The 15,933-nt window shown below is 62.5% G+C and carries 12 protein-coding genes and 1 pseudogene; 5 read left to right on the top strand and 8 right to left on the bottom strand.

The genetic code is table 11. The annotated features are described in order from the left end of the window. Positions 1 to 126 precede the first annotated feature (126 nt). Complete coding sequence (locus U741_RS0112555; protein WP_029890802.1) at positions 127 to 1,470, top strand: histidine-type phosphatase; 1,344 nt, start codon at positions 127 to 129, stop codon at positions 1,468 to 1,470. 72 nt (positions 1,471 to 1,542) lie between these two features. Here U741_RS0112555 and U741_RS0112550 read toward each other — a convergent pair whose 3' ends face one another. From U741_RS0112550 to U741_RS0112525, 6 genes are all read right to left on the bottom strand, one after another. Further along, on the bottom strand, positions 1,543 to 2,310 hold the full coding sequence (locus U741_RS0112550; RefSeq protein WP_029890801.1) for an SDR family NAD(P)-dependent oxidoreductase: 768 nt from the start codon (positions 2,308 to 2,310) through the stop codon (positions 1,543 to 1,545). Positions 2,311 to 2,387: 77 nt separating this feature from the next. Further along, a complete protein-coding gene (locus U741_RS0112545; RefSeq protein WP_029890800.1) occupies positions 2,388 to 3,458 on the bottom strand; it encodes a 2Fe-2S iron-sulfur cluster-binding protein in 1,071 nt (356 codons plus the stop codon). A gap of 131 nt (positions 3,459 to 3,589) precedes the next feature. Continuing rightward, positions 3,590 to 4,756 carry an acyl-CoA dehydrogenase family protein gene (locus U741_RS0112540; protein WP_029890799.1) on the bottom strand — a complete coding sequence of 389 codons (1,167 nt, stop codon included), beginning with the start codon at positions 4,754 to 4,756 and terminating at the stop codon, positions 3,590 to 3,592. A gap of 52 nt (positions 4,757 to 4,808) precedes the next feature. After that, positions 4,809 to 5,975: an acyl-CoA dehydrogenase family protein gene (locus U741_RS0112535; protein WP_029890798.1), complete on the bottom strand. Its 1,167-nt coding sequence runs from the start codon at positions 5,973 to 5,975 to the stop codon at positions 4,809 to 4,811. A gap of 209 nt (positions 5,976 to 6,184) precedes the next feature. Continuing rightward, positions 6,185 to 6,874: a MarR family winged helix-turn-helix transcriptional regulator gene (locus U741_RS0112530; protein ID WP_200872720.1), complete on the bottom strand. Its 690-nt coding sequence runs from the start codon at positions 6,872 to 6,874 to the stop codon at positions 6,185 to 6,187. Between the two features lie 80 nt (positions 6,875 to 6,954). After that, positions 6,955 to 7,686: an OmpA family protein gene (locus U741_RS0112525; protein ID WP_052378778.1), complete on the bottom strand. Its 732-nt coding sequence runs from the start codon at positions 7,684 to 7,686 to the stop codon at positions 6,955 to 6,957. Positions 7,687 to 8,595: 909 nt separating this feature from the next. Here U741_RS0112525 and U741_RS18540 point away from each other — a divergent pair. Together U741_RS18540 and U741_RS19735 are read left to right on the top strand one after the other, a co-directional pair. Next, a complete protein-coding gene (locus tag U741_RS18540; RefSeq protein WP_052378777.1) occupies positions 8,596 to 9,501 on the top strand; it encodes an AraC family transcriptional regulator in 906 nt (301 codons plus the stop codon). A 135-nt stretch (positions 9,502 to 9,636) separates the two neighbouring features. Then, a pseudogene (locus U741_RS19735) lies at positions 9,637 to 10,656 on the top strand (AMP-binding protein). 494 nt (positions 10,657 to 11,150) lie between these two features. On the opposite strand, the gene U741_RS0112495 reads toward U741_RS19735, so the two are convergent. After that, on the bottom strand, positions 11,151 to 12,602 hold the full coding sequence (locus U741_RS0112495) for an aldehyde dehydrogenase (protein ID WP_029890792.1): 1,452 nt from the start codon (positions 12,600 to 12,602) through the stop codon (positions 11,151 to 11,153). A 113-nt stretch (positions 12,603 to 12,715) separates the two neighbouring features. On the opposite strand from U741_RS0112495, the gene U741_RS0112490 reads away from it, so the two are divergent. Together U741_RS0112490 and mddA are read left to right on the top strand one after the other, a co-directional pair. Beyond that, complete coding sequence (locus tag U741_RS0112490) at positions 12,716 to 13,513, top strand: SDR family NAD(P)-dependent oxidoreductase (RefSeq protein WP_029890791.1); 798 nt, start codon at positions 12,716 to 12,718, stop codon at positions 13,511 to 13,513. Positions 13,514 to 13,913: 400 nt separating this feature from the next. Beyond that, positions 13,914 to 14,639: a methanethiol S-methyltransferase gene (mddA, locus tag U741_RS0112485; protein ID WP_043110600.1), complete on the top strand. Its 726-nt coding sequence runs from the start codon at positions 13,914 to 13,916 to the stop codon at positions 14,637 to 14,639. A gap of 18 nt (positions 14,640 to 14,657) precedes the next feature. Here mddA and U741_RS0112480 read toward each other — a convergent pair whose 3' ends face one another. Next, the gene (locus U741_RS0112480; RefSeq protein WP_052378776.1) at positions 14,658 to 15,932 is read right to left on the bottom strand and encodes an alpha/beta fold hydrolase; all 1,275 of its coding nucleotides are present in this window, start codon (positions 15,930 to 15,932) and stop codon (positions 14,658 to 14,660) included. Position 15,933 lies beyond the last annotated feature (1 nt).

The following is a 15,933-nucleotide window of genomic DNA, read 5'->3' as shown; positions in this document are numbered from 1 at the left end:
CCGACGCATGAAAATAGGTATGGACTGATACCATTCGGCACGTCAACGGCGCGTTCTGCTGCAAGCACCCGAGGGCTTTCCGAAGGTGTCGGCAGGGCCCGCGCGATCCTTGAGGAGCATCAATCAATGCGCTGTCGTTTCCGTTTCGCCAGTCTGGTCGTGGGGCTTTTTACCCCGGTCCTGTGGCTGTTCTCACTTCAGGTCCATGCCGAGGCCGCGCCGACCAAGGCCGTCGGCGGTGTGCAAGGCATGGCCCTTGAGAAGGTGGTGATGTTGCTGCGCCATGGCGTGCGTTCGCCCAACCAGACGGCGGAGCAATTGTCGGAATCGTCGTTCCGGCCGTGGCCTGACTGGGGCATCGAACCCGGCGACCTGACCGTGCACGGCGCCAAGCTCATCGGTTATCTGGGGCGCTATTACCGGATGCATTACGCCGACCTGGGCTTGCTCTCGCCCACCGGGTGCCCAACAGAGGATGCGGTGTCGGTCTGGGCCGACAACTCCACGCGACGCATTCCCTTCAGTGCCCAGGTACTGGTCGAAAATGTGTTCCCGGGATGTGATCTGCGCACGGGCTTCATGCCACAGACGGCGCCGGACAAACTGTTTCACCCGGTGGAGTTGGGCACCTGTCCATTGGCCGTTGGCCGCGCCGAAGACGCGCTGCTTGCCGCCGTTGACGGGGATATCAACCAGCCGATGCGCGAGCTGCAAGCGCCCCTGGAGTTCATGCAGTCGCTCCTCAAGGTTCGTCCACGCGGCGTGTGCATCGGCAACCTGTCCGCGTGCGGTATTGACCAGTTTGCCAATGCCATCCGCGCCGAGCCTGAAGGCATTCGCCTCGAGGGCGGGCTGATGGCTGCCGCCACAGTGGGCGAGAACATTCTGCTGGAATACGTGGAAGGTTTTCCTGCCGATCAGGTCGGTTGGGGGCAGGCCGCCTCGCCCGAAGCCTTGGGCAAGTTGCTGGCGCCACGCAACCGCTACCTCGACATCACCAAGCGGACGCCGTACCTGGCTGCGCAGCACGGCACGCCACTGATGCGGGTGCTGCTGGGCGCACTGGATGACCAGTCAGGCCAGACCCCGCAGGTGACGGTCCCGCCGCCTGGCGAAGACTTTGTGGCCATCGTTGGCCGTGACCTCCACCTGGCCGTCATCGGCGCGTTGCTGGGGTTGAACTGGACCTTGCCGGACCAGCCCGACCGCCACGGCTCCGGCGTCACCATCGCGCTGGAGCGCTGGCGGCATACGGTCAATGATCAGGTTTACGTCCGGCCGGTCATTCATTACCAGACCCTGTCGCAGATGCGCGGCGCCGAGGAACTTAACCGCGAAAATCCACCCGGACGCGTGGTGTTGACGTTCCCTGGTTGTGAAGACGATGCGGTGAGCGGCGCTTGCCCGTTGTCAGTGGTGCGTGAGCAGGTGAACGCGCGCCTGGCGCCGGAGTGCCCAACAGTCGACTGAGGTGTGCCACATAAAAAGGCCGCGTCACGATGATCGTGACGCGGCCTTTTTGAACTCAATAATGGCGACGGCTTAGCCGTGCATCGTCAGCCCGCCGGAGACACTGATGGTCTGGCCGGTCATGAAGCTGGCGTCGTCGCTGGCGAGAAACGCGACAAGGCCGGGGTAGTCTTCGGGCTCGCCGATGCGGCCCAGCGGCACGCCGCGGACCATGGCGTCACGAATCTTCTGGCCTTCTTCGCCGGTGCCGACAAAGGCATCCATCGCAGGCGTGTTGGTCGGGCCGGGGGCGACGCAGTTCAGTGTCACGTTCTTGCGCGACACTTCACGCGCCAGCGCCTTGGCAAAGGCAATGGTGGCGCCCTTGGTGCCGGAGTAAACGACTTCGCCGCTGGAACCCACGCGACCGGCATCCGAGGCGATGAAGATCACCCGGCCGCCGCCACGCTTGACCATGCCTTGCACCACGGCGTGGGTCATGTGTAGCGGGCCCATGTAGTTGATGTCGACGACTTTCTTCCAAAAGTCCGGTGTGGTCTTGAGGAAGGGGATGGGCTTGTCCCAGCCGGCGTTGTTGACCAGCGCCCAGGTCGGGCCAATCTTGGCTTCGACTTCGGCGACCGCCTTGGTGACCGCGTCGTAGTCAGTGATGTCGCAGATGCCGGCCTCGGCCTTGCCGCCAGCGGCCTTGATTTCTTCAACGGCTTTGGCCGCCGCTTCAGCGTTCATGTCGAGCACGCCGACCACCATGCCTTCTTCGGCCAGGCGCTTGGCGATGGCCAAACCGATACCGCTTGCCGCACCGGTGACCAGGGCAACTTTGTCTTTCAAACCACGCATTTGGATCAACTCCTTGGTGAAACCATAAAAAACAGGTGCGTGCGCTCCGGATCTGGCGTGCGACGCGAACGAGCGCCTCAGGGCATCTTGGCGGTGTGACTCTCGTCGGTGAACTTGTCGTAATGGATGGCCTCAAGACGCATGCCTTGCTCGGTCATTGATGCGATGCCGGCATCGATCATCCCCGGCGGGCCGCACATGTAGCCCTCGGCCTCGGCCCAGTTGATGTCGGGCATGGCGTCGGTGATGAACTGGGTCACCAAGCCACGCGCGCCGGTCCACGAGGTGTCGGCCGCTTCGTGCGACAGCACCGGCATGAAGACGAACTTGCCCGCCCAGCCGGCCGCGAGTTCCTTGATCTGCTCCATGGCGTACAGGTCGGCCTGGGTGCGGGCGCCGAACAGCATGATGCAGGGACGGTCGACCCGATCACGGCGGGCGGTTTCCAGCACGCTGAGCAGCGGAGCAAGTCCGCTGCCGCCGGCGATGCAGACCATCGGGGCGCTGCCGGGATGCAGGTGGAAGTTGCCGTGCGGGCCGTCGACTTCAAAGGACACGTCTTTCAGCTTGCCGTCGAACAGCGCTTCGGTAAACGCGCCACCCGGCACCTTGCGGATGAAAAAGCTGACCTCGCCGCGGCCCTTGAGGTGCGCAGCATCGGCAAACGAATAGTTGCGCGCCTTGGGCAAGCCTTCGTAGCTGAGGTTGGCGTACTGGCCGGCCACATAGAGGAGGGGCCGATCGAGCTGCAGGGTGACCTTGAGAATGTCGTGGGTCATTGATTCGCTGGACACCATCTTGGCGGTGAACTTTTCCGCCTCCGGCATCACCACGCCGTCGCTCTCGACATCGATTTCGGTGAGCGCGTCCTTGGGCACCGCCTGGCAGGCGAGGATGAAGCCGGCCTGCACTTCCTGCTGGGACAAGGTGTAGCCGAAGTCGGTGAGGGCGCTCACGCGACCCGACTTGAGCTTGCACTTGCACGAGCCGCAGGTGCCGACGGTGCAGTTGTGCGGAAACTTGACGTTGTTGTTCAACGCGGCTTCGAGGACCGTCTGACCGCTGGGGACTTCAAAGTGGGCGCCCAAGGACGCCACGGACACCATTTTGGCTTCTTTGGGGCCAAACAACGATTTCAGAAATCCCATCTTCACTCCTTGCGGATTTGCGCGCGCAGACCCGTCAGTACTTGATTGAACGCTCGCCACCCAGGTCGGTGGGCCGGGCCAGAAGTATGCCCCTGACCCGGCGACAACCTAGTGACGGCGTTCGGCTTGGCTTACGCCGTTTCACCGCGTTTGATGCGACTGAACATGTCCTTGGCGATGATGTGTTTCATGATCTCGATGGAGCCGCCAGCGATCTTGACGATGCGCGCGTCGGCATAGGCGCGGCAGATCGGGTATTCCCACATGTAACCCCAACCGCCGAACAGTTGCAGACATTCATCGGCAATCTTGCAGTGCAGGTTCGAGAGCCACATTTTTGCCATCGCGGCATCGACGGGATCGAGCTCGCCGGCCATGAACTTTTCGATGCAGCTGTCGGTAAACACCCGGCCAATGACCGCCTCGGTTTTCAGCTCGGCGAGCTTGAACTGGGTGTTCTGGAAGTCGGCAATGGTTTTGCCGAAAGCCTTGCGATCAGCGGTGTACTCGGCGGTGATCTGCACCAGGTGCTCCGACACGGTGGCTGAGCGGATCGCCTGGGCCAGCCGTTCCTGCGACAACTTGGTCATCATCAGCGGGAAGCCCTGGCCGGGCTTGCCGAGCATGGCGCTGGCTGGCACGCGCAGGTCTTCGAAGAACAGTTCGGAGGTGTCCTGCGCCTTCAGACCCAGCTTGTCGAGATTGCGGCCACGCTTGAAACCGGGCAGCGAGGCATCGACCAGGAACAGCGTCACGGCGCCTTTCTCGGCGTCGTCGCCGACCTTCGTGGCCAGCACCAGCACGTCGCACATCTGACCGTTGGAGATGAACACCTTCTGACCGTTGATGACGTAGTCGTCGCCGTCGCGAACCGCTTTGGTGCGGATGTTGCGCAGGTCGGAGCCGGCATGCGGTTCGGTCATGCCGAGCGAGCCGATGGCCTCACCCGAAACCATCTTCGGCAGCCAGTGCTTTTTCTGCTCTTCGGTGCCGAAGGATTTCACATAGGTCGCGACCAGATCGCAGTGAATGAGAAAGCCCGGGCCGGTGTAGCCGCAGCGGGCGATTTCTTCGAAGACGATGACGTCAAACAGGTAATCAAGCCCGAGCCCGCCGTACTCCTCGGGCACGGTGCAGCACAACATGCCGGCTTCACCCGCTTTCAGCCAGACCTCGCGGGGGACCACGCCGTCGTGTTCCCACTGCTCATGGTAGGGCGCGATCTCTTTTTCAATGAACTTGCGAACGGAGTCGCGAAACATCTCGTGTTCTTCGTTGAACAATTTTCTCTGGAACATGGGGCAGACCGGTAATGAAAGGTGATGAGGCCGAACGCGCGAAGGGCGCGTGTCAGTAAGATTTGGGCTGACCGAGCACTTTTTCGGCGATAAACGACATGATCATCTGCTCGGTAATCGGCGCGATGCGGGTCACCGTGACCTCGCGCAGCAATCGTTCGACGTGGTACTCCTTGGCATAACCAAAGCCGCCGTGGGTCAGCACCGCCTGCAGGCAGGCGTCATAGCCCGCACGCGCGCCGAGAAACTTGCCGGCGTTGGCTTCGGCACCGCAGGGCTGGTCGTTGTCGTAGAGCCACGCGGCCTTCTGCACCATCAGATAGGCGGCTTCCAACGCCATCCAGTTTTCGGCGAGCGGGTGCTGAATGCCCTGGTTCATACCGATCTGACGGTTGAAGACCACGCGCTCCTTGGCGTACTGCGAGGCACGACGCAGCGCGTCCTGGCCAATCGCGATGGCTTCGACCCCGATTAGCACGCGTTCCGGGTTGAGGCTGTGCAGGATGTATTTGAAGCCCTTGCCTTCCTCACCAATACGATCTTCATCGGGGATGAACAAACCGTCGATGAAGATTGAGTTGGAGTCGACTGCCTTGCGGCCCATCTTGGGGATTTTCTTGACTTCGATCTTGCTGCGGTCGAGGTCGGTATAAAAGATGGTGATGCCGTCGGTGGGCTTCTTGCAGTCTTCGAGCTTGGTGGTGCGGGTCAGCAACATGACCTTGTTGGCGACCTGCGCGGTCGAGGTCCACACCTTCTGTCCGTCGACGATGTAGCCGCCGTCGACTTTGCGGGCGAAGGTCTTGATCGCGGTGGTGTTGAGGCCGGCGTTGGGCTCGGTAAAGCCGAAGCAGCACTGGTCCTTGCCCGCCACCAGGTTCGGAATCCACCGCTCTTTCTGTTCATGGGTGCCCATCACGATGATCGGGTGGGGCCCGAACAGGTTGATGTGCACTGATGAGGTCGCGGCCATGCCACCGCCGTGGCTGCCCACCTCATGCATCATCACCATGGCCTCGGTGACGCCCAGGCCGGAGCCGCCGTATTCTTCGGGCATGGTCAGGCCCAGCCAGCCGCCGTCTGCCATGGCGCGGTGGAACTCCGTTGGGAATACGCCGTCCTCGTCGCGTGCCAGCCAGTACTCGTCGCCAAACGATTTAACGACGGCGCCGACACCGTCACGGATGGCCTGATGATCCGAATTGGGGGAGAAATCCATGGTGCACTCCGACTTCAGTTGGGTTTGGTTTGATTCGCTGATGAACAGCGGCTCATCAAATGGGGGGCTTGATTGCCCACGACCACATGGTAACCGATAATCGGTTCGCTTGTGTACCGTATGTAACAATACTAATAACACCGTGCTCAGCTGACAAGTTCGCCGACCGTGCTCAGGCGCGCTCTGCAGTGAGATGATCCGGCCTGCCGCTAAAAGGCTTGCATCGCCGCGTGGAAGTCCATTCTGCCGATTGAGTCCTTGATCTTCTGCAGCGCCGTGACCAGCGTGGCCCGCTCCTCGGGGGTCAGATCGGCCAGCACCTGCTTGTTGAAGCTGTGCTCCATCTTGGTCATCCGAGCGATCAGCGCGTGGGCCGGACGGGTCAGGAAGACCCGCTTCGCCCGCTTGTCGTTGGGGTCTTCCTGGCGTGTCAGCCACCCGCTTCGCTCGAGCTTCTCGATGAGGATGCCGAGGCTGGCCTTGCCAACATCCAGCACGGCTGCCAACTGGGTCTGCATCATGCCGTCCTGGCGAGACAGGTTGGCCAGCACCCACCACTGGGCACGGGTGATGGCCAGCGGCTTCATGAACTGGTCATAGGCGCTGCGCCGCATGCGCGAAACGTCGTGAATCAGAAAGCTGAGCCGGATCGCGTTCTTGTCATCGTCAAGCGAGGCTTGATCAACATTCGCGCGGGCAGCCGAACCCGGCTTGATCGTTGCGCCGAATGGGCGAGCGGCCTGCAGCCGTTCTCGATTCAACGGCTTCCGTGCCCGTTTGTTCGGCAAGTTTGTTTCCCCATCCATCGCGGTTTGCTCTCGTGTTTTTCTTTTGTATAACTGACTTACACATGGAGCATAAGCTGACTGCTTGGGTAGGGCAAACCCGTCTGGTTCCATACTACATTCCCAGCGACAGACAGAAAAAACCCGGCGCTCATTGAGCGCCGGGCAATGGTCTCGACCGTCTAAGGAGGGACTTAGAAGTCGAACAGCTCATCCAAGGCTTCGTCCGTGTCGTCGTCCTCAGAAACCGGAACCGTGGTTGCCTCGGGCGCTGGTTCGGGCGTGGCCTCGACATCGTCCGAAGTGTCGTCGGATTCGTCTTCCGGAATGGCCGCTGGCGCCGAATCTTCGGCCGCCTCTGGCGTGGTGGGCGAAGACGAGCCACTCGGCGCTGCACCACGAACCGCTGAGCCGCCGGTGATGCGCAGTTCGACGCGACGATTCTCGGCCTGACCCTCGGTGGTTTCGTTGTCGCCGATAGGCCGGGTGAGTCCGTACCCGACGGTGCTCAGCCGGTTGTCCGCGATGCCGTTGTCGACCAGATAGTCGCGGACGCTGTTGGCGCGACGCTCCGAGAGCTTCTGGTTGTAGCTGGCGTCGCCACGGCTGTCGGTATGGCCACTGATCTCGACTTCCACGTCAGAGAAGTTTTTGAGGTCGGCCACCACATCATCCAGCAGGGTCCGCGCGTTGGCATCAAGGTTGGACTTGTCAGTGGCAAAGTTGACCCCGCGAAGCACGATGGACTCGCCGACGTCGCAACCTTCGACAGAGGCCACGCTGCCGCTCATGGCTTCACCGCAAAGGGGTGCGGGCGGCGGCAGGGGGCAACCGACGCTGTCGACCGCTTCGCCAGACGGCGTGTTCGGACACTGGTCGATGTCGTCCGGAACGCCGTCGTTGTCGGAGTCGGTGGGCTCGACCACCTCGGCCGGTGCCGGCGGCGCCGGCTCCTGTTGACGGGAAGTAGTTCAGTGACCAGAACAAGGTGCAGGCTTCGTAGTCGCTGACAGATTCGGAGAACTGCTGGCGCTGGAACACGACGGAGTGGAGTTCTCAGCTCCGCCAGCAGGTCGAACGCAATCTGCTCTTCTGTAAACCGTCACTTCTTCACCGTGTAACCCCGTTTCCATTACGGGGCCCCGAGTGCCAATTTTTCTACCTCAGCACGGCACAGTTATCAGGGTGTGATTCATGGCGGAGACGTTTTCCTGCTCGCGGGTCTGAAAGGGATAGGCGTGATCAGAAAATCGTCAGGTCCGGGTGGGCTGCCCCTGAGGAGGGAGGGCGGGGCAAACATGGGGTGATGTCTTTGCCAACCCGGACATGACGAAAGGGGGAACGTCGGGACGCCTCAGAAGATTGAGATCTGGCCAGGTGGTCGTAATCCATCGGGATGACAGCGGCGTCGATACAGGGGCCGACGCCGCGACGGGCCGCGGTATCGAGAATGCTCATCAGCTTTTTTTTGAGAATGCAGACGCAGACCCAACATTGGCTTCAGCGTGCCGGTAGTCGGCACCTGCCGGGTTGTGGACGTTGGCGTCTCGGTTGGTAATGAAAGCGGGCATCTTTATAGTCGTTCGAGTTTGGCGCGGCGTTGACTGCGGAAGTCAACCGTTTTTTGGCATTGGGGTAGTCTCGACCGCGCTGATGGGCCCGTCTTTCGATTCCGGCTACAGACATTGTTCAAAACGTGCTCGCAGGAATCAGTGGCGTGTGGGGTATTTGGCCGGCTGCCGATGGAAATAAAATGAAGCATGAGCAGGACGCCAAGCAGTGCGCAGGAGGAGAAAATCATGGGTTGCACTCCGGAACGGCGTGCGTTGGACTCGATGCGTCAAGGCGTAAATGTGCTGTCCCCGGTGCGGTCACAGCAGACCGCCTCCTGGGGCGGGATGGCCGTTTGTGAATGGAAGTTGCCATGGGTCGATGGCTTCGAGCTGTCCGAAAACGATGATTTGGTGATCGCCCTGCACAGCGAGGGTTCGCGTAAAGTTCGAGCCGCCTGCAATGGCCCCTGGAGCACAGCACTCTCGATGCCAGGGCTCCTGAGCGTGGTACCGCCGGGTCGACACGTGCGATACAGAATCGATGGCGAGGTCAGCTTCGCCACCATTCATGTGCCGCGACAGGTGGTGGAAAGTCTGGCTCTGGCCTCGGTCAGCCATGGACTGGACTTCCGGTTCGCGTTTGATGACGCCTTTGCCGTGCAATGCATGGAGATCTTGCGCGCAGAAGCGCGACAGGCCGATGCTGGTAATTTCCCCTACGTCCACGCCGTGACCCGAGCGCTGCTGCTACATCTGATGCGAGGTTTCCGTCGAGCTGAAGCGCCCGTGGTGACCGCTAGTGACGTGGCTGAGCATCCGCACACGTTTGCCAAGCTTGATGCCATGCTGGATTTCATTGATGCGCACTTGGACGAGCCGCTGAAGCTTGAAACGCTGGCCGCCAAGGCGGGCGTGAGTCGCTCCCACTTCGTGCGCCGTTTTCGCCGTCTGACCGGGCTGACGCCACATCGCTACCTCACGCAGCGCCGCATCGAACGTGCCCGGAAGCTGTTGAGAACCACGCAACAGCACCTGGTGGACATCGCGCTGGAAGTGGGCTTCGGCAACCAGTCACATTTCACCCAGGTTTTTCACAGCATCACCGGCATGACGCCCAGTCAGTTCCGGCGCCAAGCCGAGATTGCGAGAGGCGTTTCTGCAAAAGCCGAGCCCGGCGATACGGTTTAATCCTTGAAATCGTGGCGAACCGCGCGTGCAGCGCGCGATTCGTCAGCGGGTGCTGGTGCCGTATGTCCAGGTGCCGGGAACTCGCGAAATCAACCGACAAGGAGAGGCAACCAATGAACCCGGAACTTTGGCTCGATGGTCACGCCCTGGTCACCGGCAGCATTGCCCGCGCACGCATCCGCAGCGCTGCGGGTGATTGCCTACCGCGATCTGCTCGACCAGGTTGAGCGTAGCGCCAGCTTGTTCAAGGAGATTGCCGATGACCAGCGCTCGGTGGTCACCATCATCCTGCCGATGCTGCCCGAGGCGCTGATTGCCGCGTGGGGCGCGTCGACCGCCGGCATTGCCAACCCGGTGAACCCCTACCTGGAGTTGAAGCAGGTCGCGGCGATCATGAACACCGCCAACACCACGGTGCTGCTGACCACCACCGACCAGTTTGGCCCCGGTATGTGGAATAAACTCGATGAGCTGATCACGTTGGTGCCAAACCTGCGCAAGGTGTTGCTGGTCGGTGTGGACGACGCCAGCAAAGACACCACCACCGTGCTCGCCGCCCGCCAGCCCGGCCTCGGCTTCACGCCGCAGACTGATGGCAACGCCGAAGCGGTGTAACTGCCCACCGACGGCACCACCGCGGCACCCAAACTGGTGCGCCAAACCCATTACGGTCAGTTGATCAACGCCTGGACCACTGGCGCCATGTCGGGGCCGTCGACCGACGGCGTGGTCGGCCACGCCATGCCCAACTTCCATGTCGGTGGCTGCGTGATGCTGTCGCTGCGCGCCATTCTGGATGAGCCGACAGTGCTCACCCTGACCACCGATGGCTTTCGCAACCCCGGCATCATCAAAGACTTCTGGGACATTGCCCGGCACTACAAGATGACCTCGGTGATCGCCACCCCGGCGACCGCCTCGGCCATCATGGCAGTGCGCGGTGCCACCTCGGACGGCCACTGCATCCAGAGCTTCAATGCCGGCGGTAGCACCGTGCCCCTGCGACTGATTCGTGCGTTTCACGAAGAATCTGGCGATCGGCGGGCCTGGCGTCACGCCGGGGTATGTCGACTCCAGCCTCGACAAGGAGTTCTTTGTCCAGGCCATGCTGGGCGATCCGCGCTGGGCCAACACCGGGGACGTTGGTGTGGTTGATGAAAACGGACGGCTCTGGCTGTTCGATCGCGCCAAGGACGTGATCGTCCGCGGCGAACACAACATCGATCCGGGCATGATTTAAGAGGAGCTGGTCGGCCATCCAGCGCTGCCGATGACTGCCTTGGGCAAGATCAACAAGCCCGCGCTGCGCGTCGATATTCTGCGTCGCGTCGCCGAAGAAGTGGCCGGCGGCGTCATCGACGGCGGTGGCACAGTCTCGTTGCGGGTCGATGAAAGCGGTCGTCGCCCCTGCGCGGTGATCACCAACAAGGTGCGCGATCCGGCTGCCGTCGAGGGCAAGCTCAAGGACGCCTTCACCACCTTCGAGTTTCAGACCGCGTGGACATTCAGGCGGCCAAATACTCGCTGCCCCAAACGCCGTCTCGACGGAAAAGGGCGAACTTGGGGATGCGCGCGGGGTTCCTGCCGCCGTAACGAAAAACCCGCCCTTGCCAAACGGCACGGGCGGGTTTCGAGGTTCAGACGGTTGATCAACCCGCGGGCAGGTAGACCGACTTGTAGGCCAGATAGCTGTTCAGCGATTCCGGCCCCAGCTCACGACCCATACCGCTGGCCTTGACGCCGCCAAACGGCGCGTTGATGTCAAGCATGTAGCCGTTGACGCCGATGCTGCCGGTCTGCACGCGGCGTGCCACGTCCTGGGCGTGCAGCGAGTCCTTGGACCACACCGTGCCGCCCAGTCCGAAGTCGGAGTCGTTGGCGATGCGCACGGCGTCGTCTTCGTCCTTGTACTTGATGATGGACAGCACCGGCCCGAAGATTTCTTCCTGGGCGATGGTGGCTTTGTTGTCGACGTCAGCAAACACGGTGGGCTCGACGAACCAGCCGTTGCCGACATTTTTCGGACGACCGCCACCGGCGACCAGCCGGGCCTCGCCCTTGCCGGTGGCGATGTAGCGCTCGACCACGTTGCGATGCGCTTCGGAGGCCATCGGGCCGATCTGGGTTTCAGGATCGAGCGAGTTGCCCACCTTCAGTGACTTGGCCATGCTGGCCACGGCATCAACAATTTCGTCGTAACGGCTGGCCGGCACCAGGATGCGGGTGCTGGCGGCGCAGGTCTGGCCGTTGTTGCCGAACGAGGCGAAGCCCATGCCTTCGAGCAGCGGCGCAATTTCGGCGTCTTCCAGAATAATGGCGGCCGACTTGCCGCCGAGTTCCAAAGTGACCGGGCGCAGCAGGCGGCCGCACACTTCAGCGATCTTGCGACCGGCAGCGGTGGAGCCGGTGAAGGCCACCTTGTTGATGCCGGGATGCGCGACCAGGTGTGCGCCGACTTCGCGTTCACCGGGCACCCAGTTGATGACACCCGCCGGAATGCCGGCTTCCTGCGCGGCTTCGGCAATGATGTAGCTGTCGAGCACGGTGCCGGGTGAGGGCTTGAGCACCAGGGTGCAGCCCGACACCAGCGCCGGGCCGATCTTGAGGATCGACAGCACCACCGGGTAGTTCCACGGCACGATGCCGCCGACCACGCCGAGCGCTTCGCGGCGCACCAGGGTGTCAAAGCCCATCGGTGACGGACGCCGCTCTTCAAACTGCATGGTGCTGGCCATGTTGGCGTAGTAGCGCAGTAGGCCGACCACATAGGCGCCTTCGAGCTGCGACGACAGGCTGATGGGCATGCCGTTCTGCGAACTGACCGCCGCGCTGATTTCGGGAATGCGCTTCTCGATGGCGTCGGCAAACTTGTTGATGATGGCGCCGCGCTCGGCGCCACTGGTGCGGCCCCAGGCGCCATTGAAGGCGGCGCGCGCGGCGACCACGGCACGGTCGATGTCGGCAATGCTGCCTTCCGGCACGCTGCCAATCACTTCGCCGGTGTTGGCGCCAATGACCTTGAAGCGCTTGTCTGTGGCGGGCTTGACCCACTCACCGCCGATAAAAAAGGCATCTCGGGTGGACTGCTCGGTTACTGCCATTTGGATCTCTCCTCACGCGTTAATAGGGTACGTATCTGCAAAGACGGGCAACTTGATGACGTTAGTATTGTGTCTTGGCGAACGGCCAGAAAATATCAGGAATGTGCTGGGTCATGAGTGAACCGATGAAGGTGATGGTCCGCGACTTCGCCGATTGCAGCGTATTGATTGTCGGTGGAACGTCGGGTGTGGGTATGGCCACCGCCATTCAGTTGGTCGACTCGGGCGTCCGACGTATCGCGTTGGTGGGCCGCAACGCTGAACGTGGCGAACAAGCCCGGCAGCGCGTGTTGGCGGCGGCGCCGGATGCCAAAGTGATGTTCGTGCAGGGGGATGCCAACCGTGTCGATCAAGCGCAGCGCATCGTCGCCGAGGCACACGCGGGCATGGGCAGTATCGACACGCTGGTGAACGCCACCATCGGGGTGTACACGCCCGACCCCTTGATGAAAATTCCCATTGAAGATATCGAGCCGATCATCCTCTCGGTGGTCATGGCGCCGATGCTGATGTGCAAGCTGGTGCTGCCACTGATGGCCGAACGTAAGGGCGGGGCGATCATCAACATCGCCTCCGACGCCGCCAAGGTGCCGACGCCGGGCGAGACCGTGCTGGGCGCGGCCATGTCGGCCATTGTGGTGTTTTCGCGCACCTTGGCGATGGAGGCCAAGCGCAACGGCATTCGCGTGAATGTGCTGACGCCATCATTGATCGAAGGCACGCCCACCGCTGCGCGCAACCAGGCCAGCGGCTTCAGCGCCAAACTGTTTGCCAAGATCAAACCGATGGCGCAGCTCGGCGTCGCCACGCCGGAAGACCTCGCATCACTGATTGTCTATCTCGCAAGTCCGGCGGCGGGTCGGTTAACTGGACAAACCATCAGTGTCAATGGTGGGGTTTCGGCGGGCTGAGTGCCGGCGGGCCGTTCGGGCCGGTTCCAAGAAGGGCGAGGACTCGTTTTGCTGGGTGCCGAAGCGGCCTGACGGCCTGACGGACCTTGCCCCGTCATCACCGCACGTTGCTGAACAGGTTGATGGGCAACAAGCCCTTCACCCGTGGCGGTCGGATCCGCATCGCCGACCGAGTGCTGTACAGCTGTCTTGACTTCGCACCCGGCGTAAGCCAGCCTGCGGATTCTTCCTTGGATCCGCTTCACAGATGGATGAAGCGAATGTCCGAGCGGCCCAGCGCGACCGCCAGCCTGCACCCTGCGTGGGCGCAAGTGAAGATGCGCGGCTGAGCGGTGCGCTGAACGATGGCACTGGTGTCTGTATCGGACGCCCGTGCCGTGACAGCGAACAGGAGGACATCATGGGACGCGTCATCACCTTGCTGTACGGCGTGGTCAGCTACGCTCTTTTTCTGGCGGTGTTCCTCTACCTGATGGCCTTTGTCTGGGGCCTGCCGGTCCCCAAAACGGTCAATAGCGGCACGCCGGGTCCGGTCTGGATGGCGTTGCTCGTCAACCTCGGTCTGATGGTGTTGTTCGGCGTTCAGCACAGCGTGATGGCCCGCCCAGCATTCAAGCGCCGCCTGACCGCGTGGTTGCCGCAGGCCGCTGAGCGCAGCACCTACGTCATGGCCACGAACGTCGTATTGATCGTGCTGTACGCGGCATGGCAGCCGCTGCCGGGTACGGTATGGCAGGTCGAATCGGCAGCCCTGTCGTCGGTGCTGTGGGGCATCAATGTCTTCGGCTGGCTGCTGGTGCTGGTGGCGACCTTCCTGACCAATCATTTCGATCTGTTCGGCTTGCGACAGGTGTGGTTGAACATGGCGCGCCAGGCGTATACGCCCGTCGCTTTCAAGGAGTACTTGCTCTACCGCTGGATTCGTCACCCGATGATGCTGGGGTTGCTGATCGCGTTGTGGGTCACGCCGCAGATGAGCGTCAGCCTGCTGCTGTTCAGTGCCGGGATGACCGTCTACATCCTGATCGGGGTGCACTTTGAAGAGCGCGGTCTGCGCGCCGAACTGGGCGACACCTACGTGCGCTACCAGACACGAACCGGCCGATTTCTTCCGAAACTGTCCTGAGGCGATACGGGAGCAGGGTTACCGTGCGCTCAGCCAGGCATCGCCCTGCTCGCCGGCCACACGCACCAGATCGCCCTGGGTGAGCGATACATCGATCAGGTGCAAGCCCCAGCCGATGCCGCCGAGGAATTCGCCGGGGTAGTCGTTGGCACGCGGCCCGTCGGGCTCGGGGGTCACGCGCACTTCGAGATAGCGGGTGCCGTTGTCGTCGGTGACGCACTGGCCGCTGATCTGTCCGGGCACGGTGAAATACGGATCGCTCAGCAGCAGGTTGGTGGTGATGTCCTGGTAGGGCCCGCCACTGCCACGTGGAATCAACAGCGTTTCAAATGCGGGTGGCTGACGCCGCGGAAAGCGCACGTCCAGTGCCGCCCGGCCCCCGGAGAGTGCCGCGGGATTCACGCACAACGCCTCGGTCAGGGGGCTGAGGGTGGTGCCAAACAGCGGTTCGTCGAGCTGCGGATCACCTTCACGGTAACTGGCGTAGCTGATTACGCAGCCGGTCTGGCGCGCGCTACCGCAGGCGGGCACGCGGGCGAAAGAGCCGCCCACGTCGTCGCTGATCGGGACCGCCACCGAGGTACCCATCAAGTGGGCGCCCACCAGACGGTCGTGCAGCAGAGGATCGTTCTCGATCTCCTCGGCAATCAGTCGGCGCAGCAGTGACGCGCCCTGTGAGTGACCGACCAGCAACACCCCGCGGCCGTCGTTCTGATCGGCGAGGTAGTGCAGGAACGCTTCGCGAACGTCGGAGTAGGCCAGTTCCAGCGCCTCGGCCGAGCCCTGAAGGTCGACCAGCAAGCCGGCCGCCACCGCCGCAGCAAGGCTGGTCAGGGTGCGCTGCCGGTAGACCGGCGCAAAGGTGCGGCAGTGCTCGCCGTAACGCGCGAACTGTACCTGCGTGACCTGGATTTCCTGCGGGCCGGGGAACAGGTCGGCGTTCTCGCCCGCATCAAGACTCGCCGTGGGGTAGGCATAGAAGCAGTCGAAGCCGGGGTCGGCGGCGCGCTGGGACGGCAACACGGTCGCTTCGCCTGATGCCGCCACCGAGAGGGTGTCGAGCCCGGTGGCACAGGCATCCTCGCTGTCCGGCAGGTCCGGGTGGCAGATCCAGCGACTTAGTGGTGTGTACTGCGCGCTCAGGGCGCCAACCATGGTCGGCGGCGGCTGCGGATTACCGGCGCCGGAGCCTGAGCCCGAGCCGCTTGACCCGCCGCAGGCCACCAGACTCCCGGCCAGCAGCATGCACACCAGGGGGCAAACGGAACCGCGGAAGCCGACGAGTGCAAGCATG

The organism is Polycyclovorans algicola TG408 (assembly GCF_000711245.1).
Classification (GTDB): Bacteria; Pseudomonadota; Gammaproteobacteria; order Nevskiales; family Nevskiaceae; genus Polycyclovorans; species Polycyclovorans algicola.
This window is presented reverse-complemented; position numbering and strand designations above follow the sequence as displayed.

What these genes read in the sequence shown, in the direction of transcription:
- U741_RS0112490 (WP_029890791.1), top strand. Translation starts at nt 12,716, where the DNA reads ATGAGTGAACCGATGAAGGTGATGGTCCGCGACTTCGCCGATTGCAGC.
- U741_RS0112540 (WP_029890799.1), bottom strand. Translation starts at nt 4,756, where the DNA reads ATGTTCCAGAGAAAATTGTTCAACGAAGAACACGAGATGTTTCGCGAC.
- U741_RS0112555 (WP_029890802.1), top strand. Translation starts at nt 127, where the DNA reads ATGCGCTGTCGTTTCCGTTTCGCCAGTCTGGTCGTGGGGCTTTTTACC.
- U741_RS18540 (WP_052378777.1), top strand. Translation starts at nt 8,596, where the DNA reads ATGCGTCAAGGCGTAAATGTGCTGTCCCCGGTGCGGTCACAGCAGACC.
- U741_RS0112535 (WP_029890798.1), bottom strand. Translation starts at nt 5,975, where the DNA reads ATGGATTTCTCCCCCAATTCGGATCATCAGGCCATCCGTGACGGTGTC.
- U741_RS0112545 (WP_029890800.1), bottom strand. Translation starts at nt 3,458, where the DNA reads ATGGGATTTCTGAAATCGTTGTTTGGCCCCAAAGAAGCCAAAATGGTG.
- mddA (WP_043110600.1), top strand. Translation starts at nt 13,914, where the DNA reads ATGGGACGCGTCATCACCTTGCTGTACGGCGTGGTCAGCTACGCTCTT.
- U741_RS0112530 (WP_200872720.1), bottom strand. Translation starts at nt 6,874, where the DNA reads ATGGAACCAGACGGGTTTGCCCTACCCAAGCAGTCAGCTTATGCTCCA.
- U741_RS0112480 (WP_052378776.1), bottom strand. Translation starts at nt 15,932, where the DNA reads ATGCTTGCACTCGTCGGCTTCCGCGGTTCCGTTTGCCCCCTGGTGTGC.
- U741_RS0112550 (WP_029890801.1), bottom strand. Translation starts at nt 2,310, where the DNA reads ATGCGTGGTTTGAAAGACAAAGTTGCCCTGGTCACCGGTGCGGCAAGC.
- U741_RS0112495 (WP_029890792.1), bottom strand. Translation starts at nt 12,602, where the DNA reads ATGGCAGTAACCGAGCAGTCCACCCGAGATGCCTTTTTTATCGGCGGT.